The organism is Ectopseudomonas composti, assembly GCF_001567565.1.
Taxonomy (GTDB): domain Bacteria; phylum Pseudomonadota; class Gammaproteobacteria; order Pseudomonadales; family Pseudomonadaceae; genus Aquipseudomonas; species Aquipseudomonas composti_A.
This window is the reverse complement of sequence record NZ_LSSW01000029.1, coordinates 617235-641776: the sequence shown is the minus strand read 5'-3', so window position 1 is coordinate 641776 and position 24542 is coordinate 617235. Positions and strand designations below refer to the sequence as shown.

The window sequence follows — 24542 nt, the reverse complement described above, 5'->3', positions numbered from 1 at the left end:
ATAGTCCCGAGCGGAGCCCCCGCCAACCGCATCGCTGGCCCCAACCAAGGGCTGGACTTGCACGACCGCACTCCGACAAGCAACCGCCCAAGCCCACCGCCAAGCCTCTTAACAGAGCGGCCCGGGCAGTTCAGGTAACGAAGTAACGCAGGCCTTAGGGCCAGTGCGCATGGCTAGGCAAAGGCAACATGGCGCTCAACAATGACGATGACATCAAACAATGTAATTGTCATATTCCGGAGCCTGCCATGTTCTCGCCCGCCCATCACCCCGGCGTCCTTCGATGAACGCGCCACTGCAACGCCACGAACGGCCACCACGACAGTTGGACGTGAACAGCCAAGGCCTGCGTCTGTGCACCTACATCTGGGACAAGGCCGACGCGCCGACTCTGCTGCTGGTACACGGTTATCCGGACAGCCACGAGATCTGGCTGCCGCTGATCCATGAACTGGCTGCCGACTACCGCATCGTCGCCTACGACGTGCGTGGCTGCGGCGCGTCGCAGGTACCGAAGCGCCTGCCTGACTATCGACTGGAGCGCTTGGCAGGCGATCTTGAAGCGGTCATCCACGCCACCAGCGCAGGTCGCCGGGTGCACCTGGTCGCCCATGACTGGGGCTCGATCCAGAGCTGGGAAGCGGTGACAGAAGCGCGCATCCAGCCGCTGCTGGCGTCCTACACCAGCATATCCGGTCCCTGTCTCGACCATGTCGGCCACTGGCTGCGCGAGCGCCTGAGTCTGCGTCGTCCTGATGCACTATTGCAGGCGCTGAGGCAGGTGCTCAGTTCCTGGTACATCGCCTTCTTCCATATCCCACTGCTGCCGGAATTGTGCTGGCACCTGGGGCTGGATCGCGCCTGGCCCTGGCTGCTGCGTCGCCTCGAAGGCATACGTCATCTGCCACCGAGCCCTACGCAGCGCGCAGACGGCATGCGTGGCGTGCAGCTGTATCGCGCCAACTTCATCCGCAGCCTGCTCAGACCTCGCTCACGCAGCACCCGCGTACCGGTGCAACTGATCGTGCCACTGAACGACCGCTTCGTGCGCCCGCAGCTGTTCGAGGACCTGCAGCACTGGGCGCCACTACTGAGCCGCCGCGAAGTTCATGCCGGCCATTGGCAATTGCTGGCCGAGCCCAGCGCCCTGGCCGGCTGGCTGCGTGACTATGTGAACAGGCTGGAGCAGGCACCCCAGCAAGCGCCGCTGCGATAGCGGGCCAAGGGCGCTCTCACTCGCCCAGTTCGTCCAGTGCCGGCAGGTCGGCTGAACGCTCCAGCAGCTCCGACGGCAGGCTCTTGCTGGCACGAGCCCCCAGCAGCTTGAGGTTTTCCACACGGCCGACCAGGTTGCCGCGACCGTCGACCAGCTTGTTGCGAGCACTGGCGTAGGCCTTGTCCAGCTGCTGCAAGCGACTGCCCATCTCGTCCAGATCGGCAACGAAAGCGACGAACTTGTCGTATAGCTGCCCCGCACGTTCGGCGATCTCACGGGCGTTCTGGCCCTGGCGCTCCTGGCGCCAGAGGCTGTCGATCACTCGCAGCGTGGCCAGCAAGGTGGTCGGACTAACGATCACCACCTGTTGCTCGAAGGCTTCCTGAAACAGATCCGGCTCGGCCTGCAATGCCGCAGCGAAAGCCGCTTCGATGGGAACGAAGAGCAGAACGAAATCCAGGCTGTGCAGCCCTTCCAGGCGCTGGTAGTCCTTACCGGAGAGCCCCTTGAGGTGACTGCGTACAGAAAGCAGGTGCTGCTTGAGCGCCTGCTGGCGGATCGGCTCGTCGACCGCCGCGACATATTGCTGATAGGCGCTGAGGCTGACCTTGGCGTCGACGATCACCTGCCTGTCGCCCGGCAGGCGAATCAGCACGTCAGGCTGGAAACGCTCACCGCCGGCGCCCTTGAGGCTCACCTGGGTCTGGTACTCGCGGCCCTTCTCCAGGCCGGCATGCTCCAGCACCCGCTCCAGCACCAGCTCACCCCAGTTGCCCTGGGTCTTCTGCCCTTTCAGCGCGCGAGTCAGGTTGGTCGCCTCATCGCCCAGACGCTGATTGAGCTGCTGCAGACGCTCCAGCTCCTTGCTCAGGGAAAAACGCTCGCGCGCTTCTTGCTGATAGCTCTCGTCGACGCGTTTCTCGAATGCCTGGATGCGTTCCTTGAGTGGATCGAGCAGCTGGCCGAGGCGCTGCTGACTGTTCTCGGCAAAACGCTGCTCGCGCTCATCGAAGATCTTCGTCGCCAGCTCGGAGAACTGCGCGCGCAGTTCGTTGCGTGCGCCCTGCAGGTCATCCAGGCGCTGTTGCTGGTTGTCGCGGTTCTCCTGCAGCTCGGCGGCCAGCGCTGCACATTCGGCGCTGAGCCGGCGCAGCTCTGCCTCGTTGCGCTCGCGCTGCTGATTCCACGACTGCGCGGCTTCACGAGCAATCTGCCGCTCCTGCTGCAACAACTCGTTCTCGCGGCGCAGCCCGGCCAGCTCGGTCTGCTGCTCCACCTTGATCTCGCTGACCTCGGCCAGCTCGGCGCGGCAATCATCGAGTTGCGCCAGTAGCCCGGTCTGGCTGAGCTGCGCATGCTCCAGGCGCTCCTGCAGCAGCGCCTGCTCGCCCTGCTCGCGAGTCAGCCGGCGCTGCAAGGACCAGAGGCCTGCCAACAGCGGAACCAGCGCGACGACAGCACCAATGGCGAGAGAAAGGGGATCGATTGGCATAGAGGCTCCATGTTTGGCCGCCGAGCAGTATACCCAGCCGGCGATTTACACAGGGCCAGCACGCAGTCAGCGCGACAGACGCTCCAGTTCCAGCTGGGCACCACGGTCACCTGCTCGCGCCGCCTGACGCAACAGTTCAAAGCCGATGCGGCGGTCGCGGGTATTGCCGCAATCGCGGCAGAGCAGTTGGCCCAGCCGACTTTGCGCTTGTACACAGCCTTTGCGCGCCGGCTGCTTGAGCAGATTGCCAGCGATACGCTTGACGCTGGGCGTTTGTCCCAGACGCGGACTGTCGAGCAGCCAAAGCGCAACGCGCATGGGCAGACGAGAAGAGCTTGGACGGGCAGCGGAGGATGAAGACGGTAAAGCGCGAGGCATAAAAAACAGGGGGGTGAGTGCCGGGGCGCGCCACTCTACTCCTTTTTTTCTGAAGGTAAAGCCCCGACTGCCGGAACGATTTCGACACCAGAAAAGAGTTCCCTCACAATCCACAGAAGCTGTGGATAACTCCGTGCACAACTTGGGAGAAATGCCTTACAGACCCTATGCTATGGGGCTCTCAGTCAAACTGACGATTTTTTCACCAATGAAAAAAATGCATATTTTTCATTGACTTAAAAAACAACCACGAAAAATCAAACGTTTAGCGGCGATTCTGACAGTGATGTGACAGCCCGCTCCAGCTTTGTGCACAACTCTCTGCGGCATATCCGCGCAGCGCTCTGTTTCGGGGCATCTGCACGGCCAGCGCCGCGCTCAGGCGGGGCGCGGCAGCTGCCCCTGCACCAGGAACTGCTCCCAGTGAAACAGTCGTGGCTGATCGGGCGTCTGCGCGTGCTTGAACGCCACGTAGTCAGCCGTGGTTTCGCACAACCAGGCCGTCAGATTGCGCGGTCGCTTCTCCGCGAAGGCAGCGGGCACGTAGAGAGCGACATTGCTGCCCCCCTCCGGGCAACGTGCCGAGCGGTACTCGAAGGCCTGGATACCCGCCGCACGCATCGCCGTGCCGAGACGCTGGGACACGCTGTAATCGCTGGGATGAGCCAGCAGGGAGCCATGCTGATCGAAAGGCGGCTTGTGAAGCTGGATACCACGCTCGACGCGATAACGCGCCTCGAAGGTGGAATGCTCGGAAAGGATGCGACCACTGGGCGGCGGCGTGGCCATGCCGTTCCACAGTACGAAGCGATAATAGGCGGCCTCGGCCATCGCCGTTTCCAGACGTTGTGCGGCGTAGAACAGGCTGGGCTCATAAACGTTGCCGAAGCGCGACCCCCAGCGCAGCGGTGGATAACGAAACGGCGTCTTCAGCAGATAGTGCAGAGGCTCGCTGGCTTCGGGCAGCGGCGGCTTGCTGCTCTCGAGCAACTCTTCGAGCAGCGCCTGCTCGGCGAGGTTATCCACCAGTTGCAGGGTCGCGACCTGCGCCTGGCTTTCCACCATGCGCAGCAGTTTGCCGCGCAACGGTCGCACCTGCCGCTCGCCGTCGCATAGTTGCCAGATGTCCAAGGCGATACCTCCAATTAGCGTAGAGCCTGCTCAAAGCATCGCGAGCTAGAGCCGTGCAAGGCAAAAATAGGCGAGGAACGGTCGGAGTCGCGGACAACTGTACTTTTGTACATTCGCATGACTCGCTGCGCTCGCCCCTTCGGGGCCGCACTAACGTGCGTTGGCCGCAAACGGCCTACCGAGTCTGTTTTTAACGCAGCAGGCCCGACGCGCAGCAGGCTTTGAGCAGGCTCTCAGACTTTGCCGCGAATGGCGTCCAGATACTCGACGACGCGCACCAGTCCCTGCACCTGACTCATCTGCTGCAACGGCACGCCGGCCAGATGGCGATTTTCGGTGCGCAAAAAGTGGCGCATGTCCTGCTGGTTGCCGCCGAACAGGGCGAACAGGGCGCGGTAGGCGCGAATCAGCAGCAGGGCCAGTTCACCGGTCTTGCTCTGCGGTCGCAAACCACCCTGCTCACCCCAGCGACTGATGGCGCTGCGATGCACACCGACGATATCGGCCAGCTCCTGCTGGGTCAGCCCCAGCTGTTCGCGGGTACTGAGCAAGGCCTTGGCCAGTACCGCATCGGCGTCAGGCTGGCTGCGAGTGACTGCACTCATCATGTCCTCCTACGCGTGTTTAGAACAAAAAAAATAATAAAAGCTGCAAACACACAATAGCACGGATAGCCGCTTGGCACCTACCCGAGCATGGGGTACCGTCCCTTCACGGCATCTGACAAGGAGCATTCATGAGCCGCCGGCGTTTCTGGCTGAGCATCTGCGTGGCGACTCTGGCGCTGCCGTCGCTACTGATCGGCTATGCCAGCTACCGCGTGCAGCAACTGCTCAAGGAGCAACACATCGAACTGGACTGGCAGCGACTGAGCCTGTCCTGGCGCGGTGTGCAGCTGCACGATTTGCGCCTGACGCAGCGCCAGGGCGGTGAGTTGCACGCGCAGGCCAGCCAGTTGCAACTCGATTGGCTGGCCAGCGAGACGCCACGCTATCGCCTTGCTGTCCAGAGTCTGCAAATCGACTGGCAACCCGCATCGACCGCGACGCAGCCATCAACCGAGAGCGACCTCGACGCCCTCTTCCAGTCAGTGCTCGACACCCTGCCATGGCTGCCGCGACAGATCGACCTACGCGACACCCAGGCGCGGCTGCCCTGCCACAGCGGCCTGTGCACGCTTGCCGGCAACCTCAGCCTGCAGCATCTGAACGATGCCTTGCAGTTGCACCTGCAGCTTGAGCGTGAGACTCACAGCGCACAGCTAGATGCCCGCTGGCAGGGCCTGGGCAGCGCACCAGACAGCACGCGCCACCTACAGATGAGCCTGCACCTCGACGATCAGCAGCAAATGGAGCTGCGCAGCTATCTACGCGCCGAGGGCGACGCAATGCAATGGGCCGGCAACCTGCTGCTCGCACCTTTGCAGGAGATTGCCTGGGTCGGTACCTGGCTGAGCGAATGGACCCCACTCGACGCCACCAACCTGCCCACGACACCGCAGCAAGCCGGGATCATCGCCCAGTGGCAACTGCAGCTGCCGCAGACCACCCGCGAGTTCGGCGAGTTGCTCGCCGCGCCTGGATGGCTGCGGGTCGACGCCCAGCTGCCGCAGCCCTGGCCGCTGCCCGGCGCGGGCCTGCTCAGCGGCGAACTGCAGCTCGACCTGCTCAACGCCAGCGGCACCTGGCAAGCACGCAAGCTGCACGGCAACCTGCAACTCGACATGCAGGACGCCGCCTGGCTGGCCACGCTGCCGAGCGGCTTGCAACCCAGCCATCTGCAGATGCAGCTGACGCCAGTGCAGAGCAGCCACGACAACGAACTGGCCGTGCAACTCAAGCTCACCGGCCTGGGCGCACTCGAGCTGCAGGCGAACGCCGAGCTTGGCCTGCGACAAGCCCCCGATTGGTCGCTGAACGTACGCCAGTTGCAACTCGACGCCCGCAGCAAGCGCGTGGACCTGGCAGGCAGCCGGGCCGATGATCTGCAGCTGAAACTGGACCTGAGCGGCAGCGCGACCACGCAACAACTGCAATTCAACCTGGCCGAAGACGCTCACCTGACTATCCAGCAGCTGCGCAGCGGCGATCTGCAGCTGCAGCAGACTCGACTGACACTCGGCGCTCTCGAACTGGCTGGCGCTCCAAGTTCAGCGACACTGAGCGGGCCGCTGGCACTGCGCATACACAGCCTGCAACACCCGCAACTGCAAGCGCAGGGTTGGCAATGGCAAGGCCGGGTAGCAGCAGACAGCGCCAGCCAGACACTCGAAGGCGCCCTGCTGGCTGATTCGGGGCTGAGCATGACCCTGGGCCTGGACCACGCAACCGATGCGCTGACGCTCAACGCCAGGCTCGACGAACTCTTCCTGCGCGCAGGCAACCCGTTGGCACGAACCCTGGCCAGCTGGCCAGCGCTGCTGACCCTGGACAACGGCCGCATCCAGGGCGACGCCAACCTCAGCCTGCCCACTGGCCAGCCGTTGCACCTGCGGGCCAACCTGACCGGCAAGGGCCTGGCAGGCATCTATGACCGCAGCACGCTGAGCGGTGTGGACGCTGAGCTGCGCCTGCAACTGGCGGGCGATCGCCTGACGCTGGAGCTGCCGAGCCTGAGCGCGAAACAGATCGACCCGGGCATCGCCCTCGGCCCCTTGCAGCTGCAGGCCAGCTATCAGGCCAGCGTGCAACGCCCCCTGGCTGGCAGCCTCAGCCATCAGCGGGCGGAACTGGGCATCCTTGGTGGCAGCCTGAGTCTGGAACCGGCGACCTGGGCGCTGGAGCGGCCCAGCCAGCTGCTGCCACTGAAGCTTCGCGGTCTGGATCTGCAAGAACTGTTTCGCGTGTATCCGGCCGAAGGGCTGGCGGGTAATGGCCTGATCGACGGCACGCTGCCGCTGCGCCTGGGCGAGGCGATCAGCATCGAGCAGGGGCTGATCGAAGCACGAGCACCGGGCGGGCGCCTACGCTTTCACTCGCCACGCATCCGCGCCATGGGCCTGGCCAACCCGGGCATGAAGCTGGTCACCGACGCGCTGGAGGATTTTCACTACGACCTGCTCAGCAGTAGCCTCGACTATGATTCGTCCGGCACACTGCGCCTCGGTATGCGTCTACATGGACAGAACCCGGCCATCGAACAGGGCCGGCCTATCCACTTCAACATCAACCTGGAAGAAGACATTCCGACCCTGCTGGCCAGCCTGCAACTGACCGACAAGGTCAACGACATCATCCAGCAACGGATTCAGCAACGGATGCGTCAGCGTGTCCCCCAAGAATCAAAGGAGTAGCGCCATGCGTACGTACCGCCTCCTCGTCTCCATGAGCCTGGGCCTGCTCTGCCAGGCCTGTACCCCGACGGTGCAGCTGGCCATGCCCAACGAGCCGATCAACATCAACCTCAACGTCAAGGTCGAGCACGAGATCTACATCAAGGTGGACAAGGCGCTGGACAACGTATTCAACGAAGACAGTGGTCTGTTTTGAGCCCGCCGTTACGGCGTGAAAAGGCTCCACGGAGAGAGACGATGATTCGATACATTTCGACCCTGCTACTGGCACTGACCCTCAGCCTGCCGGCCTACGCACTGAACCTCAACCAGGCCATGAGCGCCCTCGGCGACGCCAAGGCCAGCGGCCAACTGGGCGAGCAGGCCAATGGCTACCTCGGCGTGGTCAAACCTGGCGGCCAGGCCGATGAAATCGCCCGCCTGATCAACCAGGCGCGTCGCGCCGAATACCAGAAGGTGGCCCAGGACAACGGCATCAGCCTGAGCGACGTGGAAGCCATCGCCGGCAAGAAGGCCATCGAGCGTACCCCCAAGGGCCAGTTCATCCAGCTCAATGGCCAGTGGCTGCAGAAATAGAGAGCAGCTGGCAGAAACGAAAAAACCCGCCTAGGCGGGTTCTTTGCTTTGCAAGCGCAGCGATCAGGCGTCGGCTTTGCCTACAGCGTCCTTGATCAGGGTCTGCAGCTCGCCCTTCTCGAACATCTCGGTAAGGATGTCGCTACCGCCGACCAGCTCGCCACCGACCCACAGCTGCGGGAAAGTCGGCCAGTTGGCGTACTTCGGCAGGTTGGCGCGGATTTCCGGATTCTGCAGGATGTCGACGTAGGCGAATTTCTCGCCGCAGCCCATCACTACCTGGGCAGCGCGGGCAGAGAAGCCACACTGCGGCGCATTGGGCGAGCCTTTCATGTACAGCAGAACGGTGTTGTTGGCGATCTGCTCTTTGATGGTTTCGATGATATCCATGGGGGCACCTCAGCATAGACTTCGCGACCCGACGGTCGCCACGGTGGCGCGATTGTAGCGAAAAGCCGAGCATAATGCTCGGCCTTGCCGTCGTCACATTGTCTTGATGCGACCCCCGATTGCATCCAAGCTAAGCAGCCACCACCTCCACCGGCACACCATTGAGCACCGCATTACCGGACAAGGCATCGAGCCTGCGCTCATCGGTCAGGTCATTGGCACTGGCACCTGGTTGCGCACGCGCGATCTCCATCTGCACTCCCGGCCGGGCATGGCCCCAGCCATGGGGCAGACTGACCACACCCGCCATCACCTCGTCGCTGGCAGCCACTTCCACTTCGATACTGCCGACCCGCGAACGAACCTGCACGCGCTGACCATCGGCCAGACCGCGACTGGCCAGATCCTGCGGATTCATCAGCAATTGGTGGCGCGGTTTGCCCTTCACCAGACGGTGATAGTTGTGCATCCAGGAATTGTTGCTGCGCACATGGCGACGGCCGATCAGCAATAGTTCATGAGCGGCGGGCTGTTGCTGCTCGGCGAACCGCGCCAGATCGGCCAGCAGCAGCTCAGGCGCGGCCTGCACCGCCTTGCTCGGCGTTTTCAGGCGCGCAGCAAGATTCGGCTGCAGCGGCCCCAGGTCGAGTCCATGGGGATGCTCGCGCAAGGCAGCCAGGCTGAGTTTGCGTTCACTGCGATCACCGTAGGAACCGAAGCGCAAACCCATGTCGATCATCTGCTCCGGCGCCAGGGTCGGCTTCAGCTCTAGGTTATTGCGCGCGGCGAAGGCCTTGGCCAGCCCCACGAAGATTTCCCAGTCATGCAAGGCGCCGTCCGGCTTGGCCAGCACTGCCTCGTTGAAGCGGGTGACATTGCGCACCGCGAAAACATTGAAGGTAGTGTCGTAGTGATCATGCTCCAGCGGCGCGGTCGGCGGCAGGATCAGATCGGCGTAGCGAGTGGTCTCGTTGATGTAGAAATCCACCGAAAGCATGAAGTCCAAGCCGTCCAGCGCCTGCTCCAGCTGACGCCCATTGGGCGTGGACAGCACCGGGTTGCCGGCCACAGTGACCAGAGCGCGAATCTGCCCTTCGCCGGGGGTCAGCATCTCCTCGGCCAGGGCCGAAACCGGCAGTTCACCACCGTATTCCGGCAGCCCGGATACCCGGCTCTGCCAGCGATTGAAATGTCCACCCGAAGTGCTCGCTACCAGATCCACCGCTGGCGTGGTGCAGAGCACACCGCCACTGCGATCCAGATTGCCGGTCACCAGGTTGATAAGTTGCACCAGCCACTGGCACAGGGTGCCGAATGCCTGGGTGGAAACACCCATGCGGCCGTAGCACACCGCCTTGTCTGCCGCGGCGAAGTCGCGCGCCAACTGGCGGATGGTTTGTGCCGGCACGCCACAACGCGCGCTCATGGCTTCGGCATCGAAGCCGGCAATCGCCGCGCGCACCTGCTCCAGGCCTTCCACCGGCAGATGGCTGTCACGGGTCAGGCCCTCCTCGAGCAGGGTATTGAGCAGCGCCAGCAGCAACGCGGCATCGCTGCCAGGGCGCACGAACAGATGCTGGTCGGCGATGGCTGCGGTCTCACTGCGACGCGGGTCGACCACCACCAGCTTGCCGCCTCGGGCCTGGATGGCCTTCAGGCGCTTTTCCACATCCGGCACCGTCATGATGCTGCCGTTGGAAGCCAGCGGATTGCCGCCAAGGATCAGCATGAAATCGGTGTGATCGATATCGGGAATCGGAATCAGCAGGCCGTGGCCATACATCAGGTGACTGGTCAGGTGGTGTGGCAACTGGTCGACCGAGGTAGCGGAGAACCGATTGCGGGTTTTCAGCTGACCGAGGAAGTAGTTGCTGTGGGTCATCAGCCCGTAGTTGTGCACGCTGGGATTGCCCTGATAGACGGCCACGGCGTTCTGCCCATGCTCGGCCTGAATCGCGCTCATGCGCTCGGCTACCAGCTCGAACGCGTCTTCCCAGGCGATGGCCTGCCATTGCTCGCCAATGCGACGCATGGGCTGGCGGATACGGTCGGGGTCGTTCTGGATGTCCTGCAGCGCCACGGCCTTGGGGCAAATGTGGCCTCGGCTGAAGCTATCCTGAGCATCGCCCTTGATCGAGCGAATCTGCGTGCTGCCGTCGGGCTGGGTTTCGGTTTCGATGGCAAGGCCGCAGATGGCTTCGCACAGATGGCATGCACGGTAATGGAGGGACTTGGTCATGGCCTGGCCTCTTGTTCTGATCCGAGACGACCGGTCAGGTCGCAGGTCATGAACTATGGGCCGAGCCCGAGGGCGACGCCAGCAGCGTTCGTCCCGTGAATCGGCAGGCATCATGGGTGCCGATCCAGGCGCTGAAGTCTGTGCTATCGCTGGCGCCAAAGCTTTGGCAAAAAAGCTTGTAAAACAGGATTCTGCGCACTCGCAGGCGGTAACTTGCGTCGTCTCGCCATTTCCTTATAGGATCGCGGCTTCCCCTGTTTCGTCGCACCCTGCGGCCTCCTGCCGCAAGCTCTGCTGTTTTTGTCGGTTTTGTCACCGGCCACAGACTTGCGAACTGTAGTGATAAAGGTAGTTAACGATGAGCGTCAGACACTTTCTCTCGATGATGGATTACACACCGGACGAACTGGTGGGACTGATCCGCCGAGGCATCGAGCTGAAGGATCTGCGTAATCGCGGCGTGCTGTTCGAACCGCTGAAGAACCGCGTACTGGGCATGATCTTCGAGAAAGCCTCGACCCGTACCCGCCTGTCGTTCGAAGCCGGCATGATCCAGCTCGGCGGCCAGGCCATCTTCCTCTCGCCGCGCGATACCCAGCTGGGCCGAGGCGAGCCGATCGGCGACGCTGCCATCGTCATGTCGAGCATGCTCGATGCGGTGATGATCCGCACCTTCGCCCACAGCAACCTCACCGAGTTCGCCGCCAAGTCCAGGGTGCCGGTGATCAACGGCCTGTCCGACGATCTGCATCCATGCCAGCTGCTTGCCGACATGCAGACCTTCCTCGAACACCGCGGCAACATCGCCGGCAAGACGGTGGCCTGGATCGGTGACGGCAACAACATGTGCAACTCCTACATCGAGGCGGCGATCCAGTTCAACTTCCAGTTGAAAGTCGCCTGCCCCGAGGGCTACGAGCCGGACGCGCGCTTCCTGGCCCTGGCCGGTGATCGCGTGCAGGTATTGCGTGACCCGCGTGAAGCGATGACCGGCGCCCATCTGGTCAGCACCGACGTATGGGCCTCCATGGGCCAGGAAGACGAAGCCGAGCAGCGCATGGCGCTGTTCCGTCCTTACCAGGTCACCCGTGAGCTGCTCGATGCAGCCGCCCAGGACGTGCTGTTCATGCACTGCCTGCCGGCCCACCGCGGCGAGGAAATCAGTGTCGACCTGCTCGACGATCCCCGCTCGGTCGCCTGGAGTCAGGCCGAAAACCGTCTGCACGCACAGAAAGCGCTGCTGGAGATGCTGGTCGATCCGGCGTACCACCACGCATGAACCCACCCCTGCTGCAGCTGAACGGGCTGAACTGCGGCTACCACGCGCACAAGGTGGTGCAGGATCTCGACCTGCACCTCAACGCTGGCGATATCGGTTGCCTGCTTGGCCCCTCCGGCTGCGGCAAGACCACGACGTTACGCGCCATCGCCGGCTTCGAGCCGGTACTCGAAGGCGAGATCGTGCTCGATGGCGACGTCATCTCCCGCGCCGGCTTCACCCTGGCACCGGAGAAACGCCAGATCGGCATGGTGTTTCAGGACTACGCCCTGTTCCCCCACCTGAGCGTGGCGCAGAACGTCGCCTTCGGCATTCGCAAGCAGGGCAATGCCGAGCGCGCGACCCAGGAGCTGCTGGAGCTGGTCAAGCTCGGCCATCTGGCCAAACGCTACCCGCACGAGCTGTCCGGCGGCCAACAGCAACGCGTGGCCCTGGCCCGTGCCCTGGCACCAGCGCCGAAACTGCTGCTGCTCGACGAGCCCTTCTCCAATCTCGATGGCGAACTGCGTCGACGCCTGAGCCATGAAGTGCGCGAGATCCTCAAGATGCGCGGCACCAGCGCCATCCTGGTGACCCATGATCAGGAAGAAGCCTTCGCGGTCAGCGACCACGTCGGTGTGTTCAAGGATGGCCGCCTGGAGCAATGGGACACGCCGTTCAATCTCTATCACGAGCCGCTGACGCCCTTCGTCGCCAGCTTCATCGGCCAGGGCTACTTCATCCGCGGCCAGTTGCTCACCCCGGAAACGGTGCAGACCGAACTCGGCGTGATCCGCGGCAACCGTGCCTATACCTGGGCACAGGGCAGTGCGGTGGATGTGCTATTGCGCCCGGACGACATCGTGCCGGACGAGAGCAGCACGCTGAAGGGGCGCATCGTCGGCAAGACCTTCCTCGGCGCCGCCACCCTCTATCGCCTGCAGCTGCCCACCGGCAGCCAGCTGGAATCGATCTTCCCCAGCCATGCCGACCACCAGCCGGGCGACGAAGTGGGCATCCGCATTGCCGCCGACCACCTGGTGGCCTTCCCAGCCCTGGGCAGCGTCGCCGCCCAATTGCAGTTGAGCGAGTCAGGCGGCGTACGCCGGGTCAGCAGCGACTGATCAGAGCATCAGCTGGCCACTGGCGATGTGTCGCGCGTGGCCAGCGATTTTCACCCGCTCCCCCTCCAACCGGCATAGCAGCTCACCGCCACGTGCCGAGCACTGGAAGGCGTTGAGCGTGGTACGCCCCAGACGCTCGGCCCAGTAAGGCACCAGGATGCAGTGGGTCGAGCCGGTGACCGGGTCTTCATCGATGCCGATGCTCGGCGCGAAATAGCGCGAGACGAAGTCATGCTGCTCTGCGGCGGCAGTGACCAGCACGCCAAGCCCCGGCAAGGTCGCTAGTGCAGGCAGGTTCGGCTTCAGCTCGCGCAGCTGAGCCTCGGAGCCCAGCACCACCATCAGCTCCTGCACGCTGCCATCGGCATTGCCCAGTGCCAGCACCTGTTCCACCTGGCGCTCCAGCGCGTGCTCGGTCTGCTCATGCAGTGGCCGCGCGACCACTTGTGCGCGCCTTAGCGGAAAATCCAGCTCCAGGCGCGTTCCCTGGCGGGTGACCTGCAGCGCCCCGGACAAACAGGTGAAATCCAGCACCTCGGCGGGTTCCTGATAGATGTCGAACAGCACCTTGGCCGCTGCCAGGGTAGCGTGCCCGCACAGCGGCACCTCGCTGACCGGTGTGAACCAGCGGATATGCCAGGCGCCACCCTCCTTGACCACGAATGCAGTTTCCGCCAGGTTGTGCTCGGCGGCGATGCGCTGCATCAGCGCCTCATCGAGCCAATGCTCGAGGCGATAGACGATGGCCGGATTACCGGCGAAGGGCTGATCGGTGAACGCGTCGATCTGGTGAAATTCGAGGGGCATGGGGCGTTCCTGGCCAAGGTGGGGAAAGCAAAGCATGCCCAGTTCAGCGAAGACGAGCCATGTACAGAGGGCCTGTATTTTTCCCGAACAGTGCGCCTCAGCGCAGGCCGTAGCGCCGCAACAGTTCCACCATCCGCCCGTCCTCGCGAAAGCGCTGCAGTCCTTGCTCGAACAGTTGGGCATAACGCGGGCTGTCGGCCAAGCCGGGAGCGAACGCCAGGTAGATGGGAATGTCCGGCTGACGGCAGCCAACTTCGACGATCTCGCCATGCAGGTAGCGCTCGCTGAGTAGCGCCTGCATCACCCAGGCATTTTCCACCAACGCATCGATGCGTCCATGGTGCAGCTTGCGCAGGTTGCTGAGCAGCGCGCTGTCACCGGTCATCAGTTGCACCTGAGCCGGGTCATCATGATTACTCAGATACAGGTCGAGGTCGGCGCCGTAGCTGTAGCCGTAGATCGCACCGAGGCGCACGGCCTGCAACGACTGCAACCCCTGATAACGCCAGGTTCCACCGCGCAGGGCGTAGAAGCACATGCGCGAAATACCGGGGGCCGTGGGAGTGAAGATGAAGTCCGGCGCATCCTGCACCCCGGCGCCGATCACCGCCCCCAGCTTGCCGAGCCGGGTGTCGTGCACCGCGCGCGCCCAGTTGATCACGCGGTACTCAACCTCGATACCGGACTCGGCAAAGATCTGCTCGGCCAGTTCGACGAAAATGCCGCGCTTCTGTGCATCCACGGCGCAGTTGATCGGGCACCACAGGTCACCGGCGATCACCAGCTTTTCAGCCCGCGCCAGGCCGCTGCAAAGCAGCAGCGTCAGCAGCACGGCAGCGCTGACCTGGCTAAACAGGGCCGGTTTTCTCACGCTTCGCTGCGCACCCGCTTCACTGCATCCAGCCATCCGGCGTAGAGACGCTGGCGATGCGCTTCGTCCATCCGCGGCTCGAAGCGCTGCTGACGATGCCAGTGGCTGGCAATGGCCTTGAGGTCCTGATACAGCCCGAGTTTCAGACCTGCCAGGTAGGCGACTCCGAGCGCCGTGGTTTCGGTGACTTCGGGGCGCTCGACACTGACCCCGAGAATATCGGCGAGAAACTGCATGACCCAGTTGTTCTCCACCATGCCGCCGTCGACACGCAGCGCGCTGGGCGCCGCCGCGCCATCCTGGCGCATGGCTTCGAGCAGGTCGCAGGTCTGATAGCAAACCGACTGCAGACCGGCGGTGACGATTTCCTTGATCCCGGTATCGCGGGTCAGGCCGAAGATGGCACCACGCGCCTTGGGGTCCCAATACGGCGCGCCCAGCCCGGTGAAGGCTGGCACCAGATAGACGCCGCAGGCCTCCCCGGTCGCCTCGGCCAGCGCCTCGCTGTCACGCGCATGGCTGATCAGCTTGATGCCGTCACGCAGCCACTGCACCGCCGCGCCAGCGACGAAGATGCTGCCCTCCACCGCGTAGGTCACCTTGCCATCGAGGCGATAACCGACCGTGGTCAACAGGCGATTCTTCGAACTCACCGGCTGATCGCCGGTGTTCTGGATCATGAAACAGCCAGTGCCATAGGTGCTCTTGACCATACCAGGCTCGAAGCAGGCCTGGCCGATCAGGGCTGCCTGCTGGTCACCCGCCATGCCCAGCACCGGGATGCTGGCGCCGAGCAGCTCGCTGTCGGTGTGACCGAAATCGGCGGCGCAATCGAGCACGTCGGGCAGCAGGCTGGCGGGAATCTCGAACAACTTGAGCAGCTCTTCGTCCCACTGCTGGGTATGGATGTTGAACATCAGCGTGCGCGATGCGTTGCTGGCATCGGTGCGATGCACCTTGCCGCCGGTCAGGCGCCACAGCAAAAAACTGTCGACGGTGCCGAAACGCAGCTCGCCACGCTCGGCACGCTCACGGGCACCCGGCACGTTTTGCAGAATCCAGCGCAGCTTGGTGGCGGAGAAATACGGGTCGATCAGCAGGCCGGTCCTGGCCGAGACCATCGCTTCGTGCTCCTGCTCCTTGAGCCCGGCGCAATAATCGGCAGTACGGCGATCCTGCCAGACGATGGCCGGATGAATGGGCGCGCCACTGACGGCGTCCCACACCAGGGTGGTTTCACGCTGATTGGTGATGCCGATGGCGGCGATCGCCTCAGGCTGCAGGCCACTGCTGGCAATGGCATCGCGGCACACCTTGAGCGTGGACGACCAGATCTCTTCACCGTCGTGCTCGACCCAGCCATCCTGCGGGAAATACTGCTTGAACTCCTGCTGGGCTCGCGCAACCGGCAATCCCTCGGCGCTGAAAATGATGGCGCGGGAGCTGGTGGTGCCCTGATCGATGGCTAGCAGGTATTGGCTCATGCAAGATTCCTTGTTGTTATCGGTAGCAGGCTGTTGACCGCAGAGGGGCGTATTCGACTGCAGCATACTGCTGCGCTCAGGACTTGCCGATAGCGGCGAACTGTCCTTGAGTGTGCTGCGCCAGGGTTTCGGCCGAGAGTTCCAGCTCCAGCCCGCGCCGGCCGCCGCTGACGTGAATGCTGGGATGCTGGCGTGCACTCTCGTCGATGAAGGTGCGCAGGCGTTTCTTCTGCCCCAGCGGGCTGATGCCTCCGACCAGATAACCGGTGGCGCGCTGCGCAGCGCTCGGGTCGGCCATGTCAGCCTTCTTCGCCCCCGCCGCTGCCGCCAGCGCCTTCAGATCAAGACTGCCCACCACCGGCACCACGGCCACCAGCAGCTCGCCCTTGTCCGTCGTCGCGAGCAGGGTCTTGAACACGCATTCGGGCGCCAGCCCGAGTTTTTCCGCCGCCTCCAGCCCGTAGGACGGTGCCTTGGGATCATGCTGGTAACTGTGCACCCGATGTTCGGCCTTGGCCTTTTTCAACAGATCGATTGCTGGCGTCATGTTCGAATGTGAAAACACAATGAAAGATGCCTTACAGTAGCAGGCCCAAATCCACCACCGCCACATCCTATAATGAGTGACCATCACAGGAAGCGCTCATGAACCTCGCTCCGCGCCAGCACGACATTCTCAACCTCGCCCGCGAACGCGGCTACGTCAGCATCGACGAGTTGGCTCAAGCCTTCGCCGTGACCCCGCAAACCATCCGCCGCGACATCAACCAACTGGCCGATCATGGCCTGTTGCGTCGAACCCATGGCGGCGCCGCCTGCGAAGCCTCGAGCATTCAGAACACGGCCTATGGCATGCGCGCCGGGCAGATGCGCGAGGAGAAACAGCGCATCGCCGAGGCCGTGGCGGCGCAGATTCCCGACCACGCTTCGCTGTTCATCAACATCGGCACCACCACCGAAGCCATCGCCCGCGAACTGCAGAACCACAAGGGCCTGAAGATCATCACCAACAACCTGCACGTCGCCGCGCAACTCAGCGCCAAGGCCGACTTCGAGGTGCTGGTGGCCGGCGGCACGGTACGCAGCGACGGAGGCATCGTCGGCCAGGCGGCGGTGGATTTCATCCAGCAGTTCAAGGTCGACTACGCCATCGTCGGCATCAGCGGCATAGACGACGACGGCAGCCTGCTCGACTTCGATTACCAGGAAGTGCGGGTTTCCCAGGCCATCATCGACAATTCCCGACAGGTTTTCCTTGCCGTCGATTCCAGCAAGTTCGGCCGCAACGCCGTGGTGCGCCTGGGCTCCGTCGCCCTGGTCGATCGCGTATTCACCGATAGCGCCCCGTCGGCAGCCATCACCCGCCTGCTGCACAGCCACAAGGTCCAGCTCGACCTGGTCTGACCCTACTCACAGCGCCAGCTTTGAGCCAATTCTCGCCACGACCACTCGGCGCGCAATCGCGCGCCGGGGTAGCGAAGCTGCACATCTTCGTCTAGCATATTTTCGAAAGTGAACATAAACACATTCGAATCCAATAGCCGAGCGTGCCACATGCCCCACGACCAGTTCGCCAGCCCTGTTGCGGAAGTCTATGACCTCGCCGTCGTTGGCGGCGGTATAAACGGTGCGGGCATCGCCGCCGATGCAGCCGGTCGCGGCCTCTCCGTGTTCCTTTGCGAAAAGGACGACCTGGCCAATCACACCTCCTCGGCCAGCAGCAAGCTGATTCACGGCGGTTTGCGCTACCTGGAACATCATGAATTTCGCCTGGTACGTGAAGCCCTGGCCGAGCGCGAAGTGCTGCTGGCCAAGGCGCCGCACATCGTCAAGCCGATGCGCTTCGTCCTGCCGCACCGCCCCCACCTGCGCCCGGCCTGGATGATTCGCGCCGGACTGTTTCTTTACGACCACCTGGGCAAACGCAAGCGCCTGCCGGCCTCGCGCGGCCTGCGTTTCGGCGCCGGCAGCCCGCTGAAAGCGGAAATCAGCCGCGGCTTCGAATATTCCGACTGCTGGGTGGACGACGCCCGCCTGGTGGTACTCAACGCCATGGCCGCCCGGGAAAATGGCGCGCACATTCACCCACGTACGCGCTGCGTCAGTGCGCGGCGCAGCAAAGGCTTGTGGCATATCCACCTGGAGCGCAGCGACGGCAGCCTGCTGTCGATTCGCGCACGCGCCCTGGTCAACGCCGCCGGCCCCTGGGTCGCGCGCTTCATCCGTGATGACCTCAAGCAGCAATCGCCTTACGGCATTCGCCTGATTCAAGGCAGCCACATCGTCGTGCCGCGCCTCTACGAGGGTGAGCAGGCTTATATCCTGCAGAACGAAGACCGCCGCATCGTCTTCGCCATCCCCTACCTGGAGCGCTTCACCCTGATCGGCACCACCGACCGTGAATATCAGGGCGACCCCGCTGAAGTGGCGATCACCGCCGAGGAAACCGATTACCTGCTCAAGGTGGTCAATGATCACTTCAAGCAGCAGCTCAGCCGCGACGACGTGCTGCACAGTTTCGCCGGCGTACGCCCGCTGTGCGATGACGAATCCGATGAACCCTCGGCCATCACCCGCGACTACACCTTGTCGCTCTCCGGTGCGCCGGGCGAAGCACCGCTGCTGTCGGTGTTCGGCGGCAAGCTGACCACCTATCGCAAGCTCGCCGAGTCTGCCATGCAGCAACTGGCGCCCTACTTCGTTGACCTGGGGCCGAGCTGGACAGCCAGCGCAGCGCTACCCGGCGGCGAGGACCTGGAAAGCCAGAGCACTCTGGTCGAAGCCCTTTGCGACCGTCACGGCTGGCTCCCCAGCAGCCTGGCCAGACGCTGGGCCACCAGCTATGGCAGCCGCACCTGGCGCCTGCTCGATGGCGTGCACAACCTCACCGACCTTGGCGAACACCTGGGTGCCGGGCTCTACACCCGCGAAGTGGATTACCTGCGTCGCGAAGAATGGGCGCGCAGCAGCGCCGACATTCTCTGGCGACGCAGCAAGCTGGGCCTGTTCATGACGCCCGCGCAGCAAACCCGTCTGCAGGACTATCTGCGCAGCCGCGACCCGCATTCGGCTCATGCCGCCTGAATGCTGCGTGCCCCATGCCCCGCGTTGCGGGGCTTTTTTATGGGCACAGAAAAATAAAAAACCGCCGGTATTTGCCCAATCGCCTCATCAGCAAACTTCCAGCAACTTTTTTATTGCGTCAATTCAATAACTTGGCGCCATGATGCGGAATAAAAACATTCTTATTCGGTTTTATTTTCACTTATGTTTCAACTACTTAGGTTTGACATAAAGAAAAACGAAGCCGAAAATTCATGCCCGACACGGTCATTGAAACAGCAGGAGCGAACATGAAAGGCGACAAGAAGGTCATTCAACATCTGAACAAGATTCTTGGTAACGAACTGGTCGCCATCAACCAGTACTTTCTGCATGCGCGCATGTACGAAGACTGGGGCCTGAAGAAGCTCGGCGAGCACGAGTACCACGAGTCCATCGACGAGATGAAGCATGCCGACAAGCTGATCAAGCGCATTCTGTTCCTCGAGGGCATTCCGAACCTGCAGGACCTGGGCAAGATCCTGATCGGTGAAAACACCAAGGAAATGCTCGAGTGCGACCTGAAGATCGAGCACAAGGCACACGGTGATCTCAAGGCTGCCATCGCCTACTGCGAGAGCATCGGTGACTACGCCAGCCGCGAACTGCTGGAAGAAATTCTCTGCTCCGAGGAAGATCACATCGACTGGCTGGAAACCCAGCTCAGCCTGATCGAAGCCGTCGGCCTGCAGAACTACCTGCAGTCGCAAATGGACGAATAAGTTCGCATCGCTCGAAAAAACGGGAGCCCTTGGCTCCCGTTTTTTATCGCTATCACAAAGCGCGTGGAAGGGGTTTGAAGCGCGATGGCAAATCGCAACTCAAGCGCCCCACAACTCAATGCGCTTCGCTTTCCTTGACCCGGAACCAGGCCGCATACAGCGCCGGCAGGAACAGCAAAGTCAACGCCGTGGCCACCACCAGCCCACCCATGATGGCTACCGCCATCGGCCCGAAGAACACGCTGCGCGACAGCGGAATCATCGCCAGCACCGCCGCCAGGGCGGTCAGCACGATGGGCCGGAAGCGACGCACGGTGGCTTCGATGATCGAGTTCCAGCGATCCAGGCCGTGGCTGATGTCCTGCTCGATCTGATCGACCAGAATCACCGAGTTGCGCATGATCATCCCGGCCAGGGCAATGGTGCCGAGCATGGCGACGAAGCCGAATGGCTGGCGGAAGATCAGCAGGAACAAGGTCACCCCGATCAGCCCCAACGGCGCGGTGAGAAACACCATCGCCGAGCGCGAGAAGCTTTTCAGTTGCAGCATCAGCAGCGTCAGCACCACCACGATGAACAGCGGGACACCGGCGTTGACCGACTTCTGTCCGCGCTGGGAATCTTCCACCGTGCCACCGACCTCCAGCAGATACCCCGCCGGCAGTTCGGCGCGGATCGGCTCCAGCGTCGGCAGGATCTGCTTGGTCAGGGTCGCCGGTTGCTGCTTGCCATAGATGTCAGCACGCACGGTAACGTTGGGCAGGCGATTGCGGTGCCAGATGATGCCCTCCTCGAAGCCGTACTCCAGAGTCGCCACCTGTGACAGCGCTACGCTGCGACCACTGTCGGTCGGCACTGCCAGGCTCGGCAGCAGGCTCAGCGACTTGCGCTCCTGCGGCGTACCACGCTGGAGAATCTCGATCAGCTCGTTGCCCTCGCGGTACTGGCTGACGCTGGTACCGGACAGCGAACCCTGCAAAAAGCGCGACAGCTCGGCAGTGTTGACACCCAGAGCACGGGCGCGATCCTGATCGATATTGAGGATCACCACCTTGCTCGGCTCTTCCCAGTCCAGGTGCACGTTCACCACATGCGGATTCTCACGCACCTTGTCCGCCACCTGACGCGCCAGCGCACGCACCTCCTCGATGTGCTCGCCGCTGACACGAAACTGGATCGGGTAACCCACGGGCGGCCCGTTCTCCAGGCGGCTGACACGACTGCGCAAGGTCGGGAACTGCTCGTTCAGCACATGGATCAACCAGCCACGCAGGCGTTCACGCTCCTCGATGCTCGAAGCCAGGACCACGAACTGGGCAAAGCTGGCCGCCGGCAACTGCTGATCCAGCGGCAGGTAGAAACGCGGCGAACCCGTGCCGACGTAGGCCACGTAGTTGTCGATACCGGGCTGGTCCTTGAGCAGCTTCTCCAGCCGATGCACCTCCGCCTCGGTGGCACTCAGCGAAGCGCCCTCCTCCAGCTTGATGTCGACCATCAGCTCCAGACGGCCAGAAGCCGGAAAGAACTGCTGCGGCACGAAACGGAACAGCAGCAAGGACGCAACGAACAGGCCGATGGTCAGCATGATCACCGTGCCGCGGTGGCGCACGCACCATTGCACCGTGGCCCGTACGCGGCGATAGAACGGCGTCGAATAGGGGTCGTGACCTGAATCGCTGCCACCGTGCTTGGCGGCGTGCAGCTTGGCCAGGTCAGGCAACAGCCTGTCGCCAAGGTAAGGCACGAACATCACCGCCGCGATCCATGAGGCGATCAGCGAGATCGCCACCACCTGGAAGATCGAGCGGGTGTACTCGCCGGTGCCGGACTGCGCCGTGGCGATGGGCAGGAAACCGGCTGCAGTGATCAGCGTGCCGGTGAGCATGGGGAAGGCCGTGCTGGTCCAGGCAAAACTGGCCGCCTTGAGGCGGTCGTAGCCCTGTTCCATCTTGATCGCCATCATCTCCACGGCAATGATCGCGTCGTCCACCAGCAGGCCAAGGCCGAGTACCAGTGCGCCGAGAGATATCTTGTGCAGGCCGATGCCGAGGTAATACATGGCGGCGAAGGTCATCGCCAGTACCAGCGGAATCACCAGGGCCACCACCAGCCCCGTGCGCAGCCCGAGGGAGAAGAAGCTGACCGCCAGCACGATCACCAGGGCCTCCACCAGCACCTTGACGAACTCGCCCACGCCGGTCTTCACCGCGGCCGGTTGATCCGACACCTTGCGCAGTTCCATGCCCAGCGGCAGCGTCTGCTGCAGGCGGGCGAAGGCCTCTTCCAGCGCCTTGCCCAGCACCAGAATGTCACCGCCCTCCTTCATCGACACGGCAATGCCAAGGGCGTCCTCGCCCATGAAGCGCATGCGCGGCGCGGGCGGATCGTTGAAGCCGCGCTTGACCTCGGCGACATCCGCGATGCGGAACGTGCGGCCGCCAACGCGGATGGGGAACTCGCGAATCTCATCCACGGACTCGAAACGCCCGGTCACGCGCAGCTGGATACGCTCGCTGGCAGTTTCGAAGAAACCGGCGGCGGCCACCGCGTTCTGCGCCTCCAGCGCCTGCTGCACCGCCGACAGCGGCAAACCAAGCGTGGCCAGCTTGGTGTTGGACAGCTCGATCCAGATCTTCTCGTCCTGCAAGCCGACCAGCTCGACCTTGCCGACGTCCTTGACCCGCTGCAGTTGCAGCTGGATGCGGTCGGCGTAGTCCTTGAGCACGGCGTAGTCGAAGCCGCTGCCGGTCAGTGCGTAGATATTGCCGAAGGTGGTACCGAATTCATCGTTGAAGAATGGCCCCTGGATGCCTGGCGGCAGGGTATGGCGGATATCGCTGATCTTCTTGCGCACCTGGTACCAGAGGTCCGGAATCTCCGCACTGTGCATGGAGTCGCGCGCCATAAAGGTGACCTGGGATTCACCCGGACGGGAGAAACTGGTGATGCGCTCGTACTCGCCGGTCTCCATCAGCTTCTTCTCGATGCGTTCGGTGACCTGACGGGAAACTTCTTCCGCCGTGGCGCCCGGCCAGATCGTGCGAATCACCATGGCCTTGAAGGTGAACGGCGGGTCTTCGCTCTGCCCCAGCTTGGTGTAGGAAATCGCCCCCACCACCGCGAACAGCAGCATGATGTACAGAACGATCTGACGGTGACGCAGCGCCCAGGCAGACAGGTTGAAGCTCATGCGGGCTTACTCCTTGGCGGCCAGTTCGACATTGCGATTGTCGCGATCCACCGGACGTATCTGCAGCCCCTCGCGCAAGACCTGGACACCCGCAGCCACCACCCAGTCGGAAGCGGCAAGGCCCTCCAGCACGGGGACGCGGTTATCGCCGTAGGCGCCGACGCGCACCGGGCGACGCTGCACTGTGGATACTTTGGGATCGACGACCCAGACGAATGGCTGCCCGCGCTCGGCACTGAGCGCTGACAGCGGCACCGACAGCGGTACGTCGCCCTGGCTGGCGATGAACACGCGCGCGCTCTGCCCCAGCTCGGCCGGTACCTTGCCTTCGGTGAAGGCGACGCGAGCAGCGAAGGTGCGCGACTGCGAATCGGCCGCCGGTGCCATCTCGCGGATACGCCCGGGGAAACGCAGATCAGGCTGCGACCAGAGCTCCACCTCTACCGGCTGACCGATCTCGAAACGGCCGAAGCTCTGTTCCGGCAGGCTGATCGAAACCTCTCGCTCGCCATCGGCAGCCAGGGTGAAGACCGTTTGCCCCGCCGCCACCACCTGCCCGACCTCCACCGTGCGCCGCGCGATCACGCCATCCTGGGAGGCGCGCAGTACGGCATAGTCGGTCTGGTTGCGGGCCACGTCGTACTCGGCCTTGACCTGCTTCAGGCGCGCCTGGCCGGCGCGATACTGGTTCTCGACGTTATCGAACTGCGAACGGCTGACCAGATTGCGCTCGAGCAACGTCTTGTAGCGCTCACGCTCGGCACGAACGGTCTGCAGGTTGGCGTCGGCTGCCGCCACCTGGGCACGGGTGGCCTCCAGCTGCAGGCGTACGTCCTGCGGATCCAGCTCGGCCAGCGCCTGATCCTTCTTCACCCGGTCGCCAACGTCGACCATGCGCTTGCTCACCTTGCCGGCGATGCGGAACGCCAGTTCCGGCTCCAGGCGGGCGCGCACTTCGCCAGGATAACTGTCGACCAGCGCGGTAGCCGGCTGGGGGTGCACCACCATGGCAGGACGGATTGGTTGCTCCATCTGTTCGCCATTACCGCAGGCAGACAACAGAAATACGAGACCCAGAGAAGCAGCGAGCAGAAGAACATGGCGGGACATGTCAAACACCTTTCGGAGAAGGTTTAGGGCTACCTGCAAACGCGAACGGCGCCATCATCGCTGCATTTAAACGGGCCAGGAATGCTCATTTACGCGCATCCTCGCCTGCTTTCGCCTTGCGCTGACCACTTCGTCGACGCTTCTTGAGATGCCCTTTGGA

21 protein-coding genes are annotated in these 24542 nt (G+C 63.1%); 9 read left to right on the top strand and 12 right to left on the bottom strand.

Features of this window, described 5'->3' with window-relative positions; genetic code table 11:
• Nucleotides 1–283: 283 nt before the first annotated feature.
• Nucleotides 284–1216, top strand: a complete 933-nt coding sequence (locus PCLY_RS19440; RefSeq protein WP_061241271.1) for an alpha/beta fold hydrolase — start codon at nucleotides 284–286, stop codon at nucleotides 1214–1216.
• A 16-nt stretch (nucleotides 1217–1232) separates the two neighbouring features.
• Here PCLY_RS19440 and PCLY_RS19435 read toward each other — a convergent pair whose 3' ends face one another.
• The 4 genes from PCLY_RS19435 to PCLY_RS19420 all read right to left on the bottom strand — a co-directional run bounded on the left by PCLY_RS19435 (nucleotide 1233) and on the right by PCLY_RS19420 (nucleotide 4822).
• On the bottom strand, nucleotides 1233–2708 hold the full coding sequence (locus tag PCLY_RS19435) for a DNA recombination protein RmuC (RefSeq protein ID WP_061241269.1): 1476 nt from the start codon (nucleotides 2706–2708) through the stop codon (nucleotides 1233–1235).
• 66 nt (nucleotides 2709–2774) lie between these two features.
• Nucleotides 2775–3026, bottom strand: a complete 252-nt coding sequence (locus PCLY_RS19430; protein WP_061241267.1) for an SEL1-like repeat protein — start codon at nucleotides 3024–3026, stop codon at nucleotides 2775–2777.
• Nucleotides 3027–3464: 438 nt separating this feature from the next.
• Complete coding sequence (locus PCLY_RS19425; protein WP_061241265.1) at nucleotides 3465–4217, bottom strand: RES family NAD+ phosphorylase; 753 nt, start codon at nucleotides 4215–4217, stop codon at nucleotides 3465–3467.
• 233 nt (nucleotides 4218–4450) lie between these two features.
• On the bottom strand, nucleotides 4451–4822 hold the full coding sequence (locus tag PCLY_RS19420) for an XRE family transcriptional regulator (RefSeq protein WP_061241263.1): 372 nt from the start codon (nucleotides 4820–4822) through the stop codon (nucleotides 4451–4453).
• Between the two features lie 131 nt (nucleotides 4823–4953).
• Here PCLY_RS19420 and PCLY_RS19415 point away from each other — a divergent pair, with 131 nt between their 5' ends.
• Genes PCLY_RS19415 through PCLY_RS19405 form a run of 3 tightly spaced genes read left to right on the top strand, consistent with a single transcriptional unit; the run spans nucleotide 4954 to nucleotide 8085 of the window.
• Complete coding sequence (locus tag PCLY_RS19415; RefSeq protein WP_061241261.1) at nucleotides 4954–7509, top strand: intermembrane phospholipid transport YdbH family protein; 2556 nt, start codon at nucleotides 4954–4956, stop codon at nucleotides 7507–7509.
• 4 nt (nucleotides 7510–7513) lie between these two features.
• Nucleotides 7514–7705 (top strand): YnbE family lipoprotein, encoded by a 192-nt coding sequence (locus PCLY_RS19410; protein WP_061241259.1) that lies wholly within the window; start codon nucleotides 7514–7516, stop codon nucleotides 7703–7705.
• A 41-nt stretch (nucleotides 7706–7746) separates the two neighbouring features.
• Nucleotides 7747–8085 carry a YdbL family probable chaperone protein gene (locus PCLY_RS19405; protein WP_061241257.1) on the top strand — a complete coding sequence of 113 codons (339 nt, stop codon included), beginning with the start codon at nucleotides 7747–7749 and terminating at the stop codon, nucleotides 8083–8085.
• A gap of 63 nt (nucleotides 8086–8148) precedes the next feature.
• Here the strand turns inward: PCLY_RS19405 and grxD are convergent, their stop codons facing one another.
• Both grxD and PCLY_RS19395 read right to left on the bottom strand, forming a co-directional pair.
• Entirely contained in the window at nucleotides 8149–8475 is a 327-nt protein-coding gene (gene grxD, locus PCLY_RS19400; protein WP_037049304.1) for a Grx4 family monothiol glutaredoxin, read from the bottom strand.
• Between the two features lie 130 nt (nucleotides 8476–8605).
• On the bottom strand, nucleotides 8606–10714 hold the full coding sequence (locus tag PCLY_RS19395; RefSeq protein ID WP_061241255.1) for a molybdopterin oxidoreductase family protein: 2109 nt from the start codon (nucleotides 10712–10714) through the stop codon (nucleotides 8606–8608).
• Nucleotides 10715–11072: 358 nt separating this feature from the next.
• Here PCLY_RS19395 and argF point away from each other — a divergent pair, with 358 nt between their 5' ends.
• Both argF and PCLY_RS19385 read left to right on the top strand, forming a co-directional pair.
• On the top strand, nucleotides 11073–11993 hold the full coding sequence (argF, locus tag PCLY_RS19390; RefSeq protein WP_061241253.1) for an ornithine carbamoyltransferase: 921 nt from the start codon (nucleotides 11073–11075) through the stop codon (nucleotides 11991–11993).
• Entirely contained in the window at nucleotides 11990–13096 is a 1107-nt protein-coding gene (locus PCLY_RS19385; RefSeq protein WP_061241251.1) for an ABC transporter ATP-binding protein, read from the top strand. The genes argF and PCLY_RS19385 overlap by 4 nt, the downstream gene beginning before the upstream one ends.
• On the opposite strand, the gene PCLY_RS19380 is transcribed toward PCLY_RS19385, so the two are convergent.
• The 4 genes from PCLY_RS19380 to ybaK form a co-directional block, all read right to left on the bottom strand.
• Complete coding sequence (locus tag PCLY_RS19380) at nucleotides 13097–13903, bottom strand: PhzF family phenazine biosynthesis protein (RefSeq protein ID WP_061241249.1); 807 nt, start codon at nucleotides 13901–13903, stop codon at nucleotides 13097–13099.
• A gap of 97 nt (nucleotides 13904–14000) precedes the next feature.
• Nucleotides 14001–14774, bottom strand: a complete 774-nt coding sequence (locus PCLY_RS19375; protein WP_231740179.1) for a substrate-binding periplasmic protein — start codon at nucleotides 14772–14774, stop codon at nucleotides 14001–14003.
• Nucleotides 14771–16258: a glycerol kinase GlpK gene (gene glpK, locus PCLY_RS19370; protein ID WP_061241247.1), complete on the bottom strand. Its 1488-nt coding sequence runs from the start codon at nucleotides 16256–16258 to the stop codon at nucleotides 14771–14773. The genes PCLY_RS19375 and glpK overlap by 4 nt, the downstream gene beginning before the upstream one ends.
• A gap of 76 nt (nucleotides 16259–16334) precedes the next feature.
• On the bottom strand, nucleotides 16335–16805 hold the full coding sequence (gene ybaK / locus PCLY_RS19365) for a Cys-tRNA(Pro) deacylase (RefSeq protein ID WP_061241245.1): 471 nt from the start codon (nucleotides 16803–16805) through the stop codon (nucleotides 16335–16337).
• A gap of 98 nt (nucleotides 16806–16903) precedes the next feature.
• On the opposite strand from ybaK, the gene PCLY_RS19360 reads away from it, so the two are divergent.
• The 3 genes from PCLY_RS19360 to bfr all read left to right on the top strand — a co-directional run bounded on the left by PCLY_RS19360 (nucleotide 16904) and on the right by bfr (nucleotide 20082).
• A complete protein-coding gene (locus PCLY_RS19360) occupies nucleotides 16904–17662 on the top strand; it encodes a DeoR family transcriptional regulator (protein WP_061241242.1) in 759 nt (252 codons plus the stop codon).
• A 150-nt stretch (nucleotides 17663–17812) separates the two neighbouring features.
• The gene (gene glpD / locus PCLY_RS19355) at nucleotides 17813–19342 is read left to right on the top strand and encodes a glycerol-3-phosphate dehydrogenase (protein ID WP_061241241.1); all 1530 of its coding nucleotides are present in this window, start codon (nucleotides 17813–17815) and stop codon (nucleotides 19340–19342) included.
• A gap of 269 nt (nucleotides 19343–19611) precedes the next feature.
• Nucleotides 19612–20082 carry a bacterioferritin gene (gene bfr, locus PCLY_RS19350; protein WP_003462607.1) on the top strand — a complete coding sequence of 157 codons (471 nt, stop codon included), beginning with the start codon at nucleotides 19612–19614 and terminating at the stop codon, nucleotides 20080–20082.
• Nucleotides 20083–20197: 115 nt separating this feature from the next.
• On the opposite strand, the gene PCLY_RS19345 is transcribed toward bfr, so the two are convergent.
• Together PCLY_RS19345 and PCLY_RS19340 are read right to left on the bottom strand one after the other, a co-directional pair.
• Nucleotides 20198–23272, bottom strand: a complete 3075-nt coding sequence (locus PCLY_RS19345; RefSeq protein ID WP_061241238.1) for an efflux RND transporter permease subunit — start codon at nucleotides 23270–23272, stop codon at nucleotides 20198–20200.
• A gap of 6 nt (nucleotides 23273–23278) precedes the next feature.
• The gene (locus tag PCLY_RS19340) at nucleotides 23279–24382 is read right to left on the bottom strand and encodes an efflux RND transporter periplasmic adaptor subunit (RefSeq protein WP_061241236.1); all 1104 of its coding nucleotides are present in this window, start codon (nucleotides 24380–24382) and stop codon (nucleotides 23279–23281) included.
• Between the last annotated feature and the right edge of the window lie 160 nt (nucleotides 24383–24542).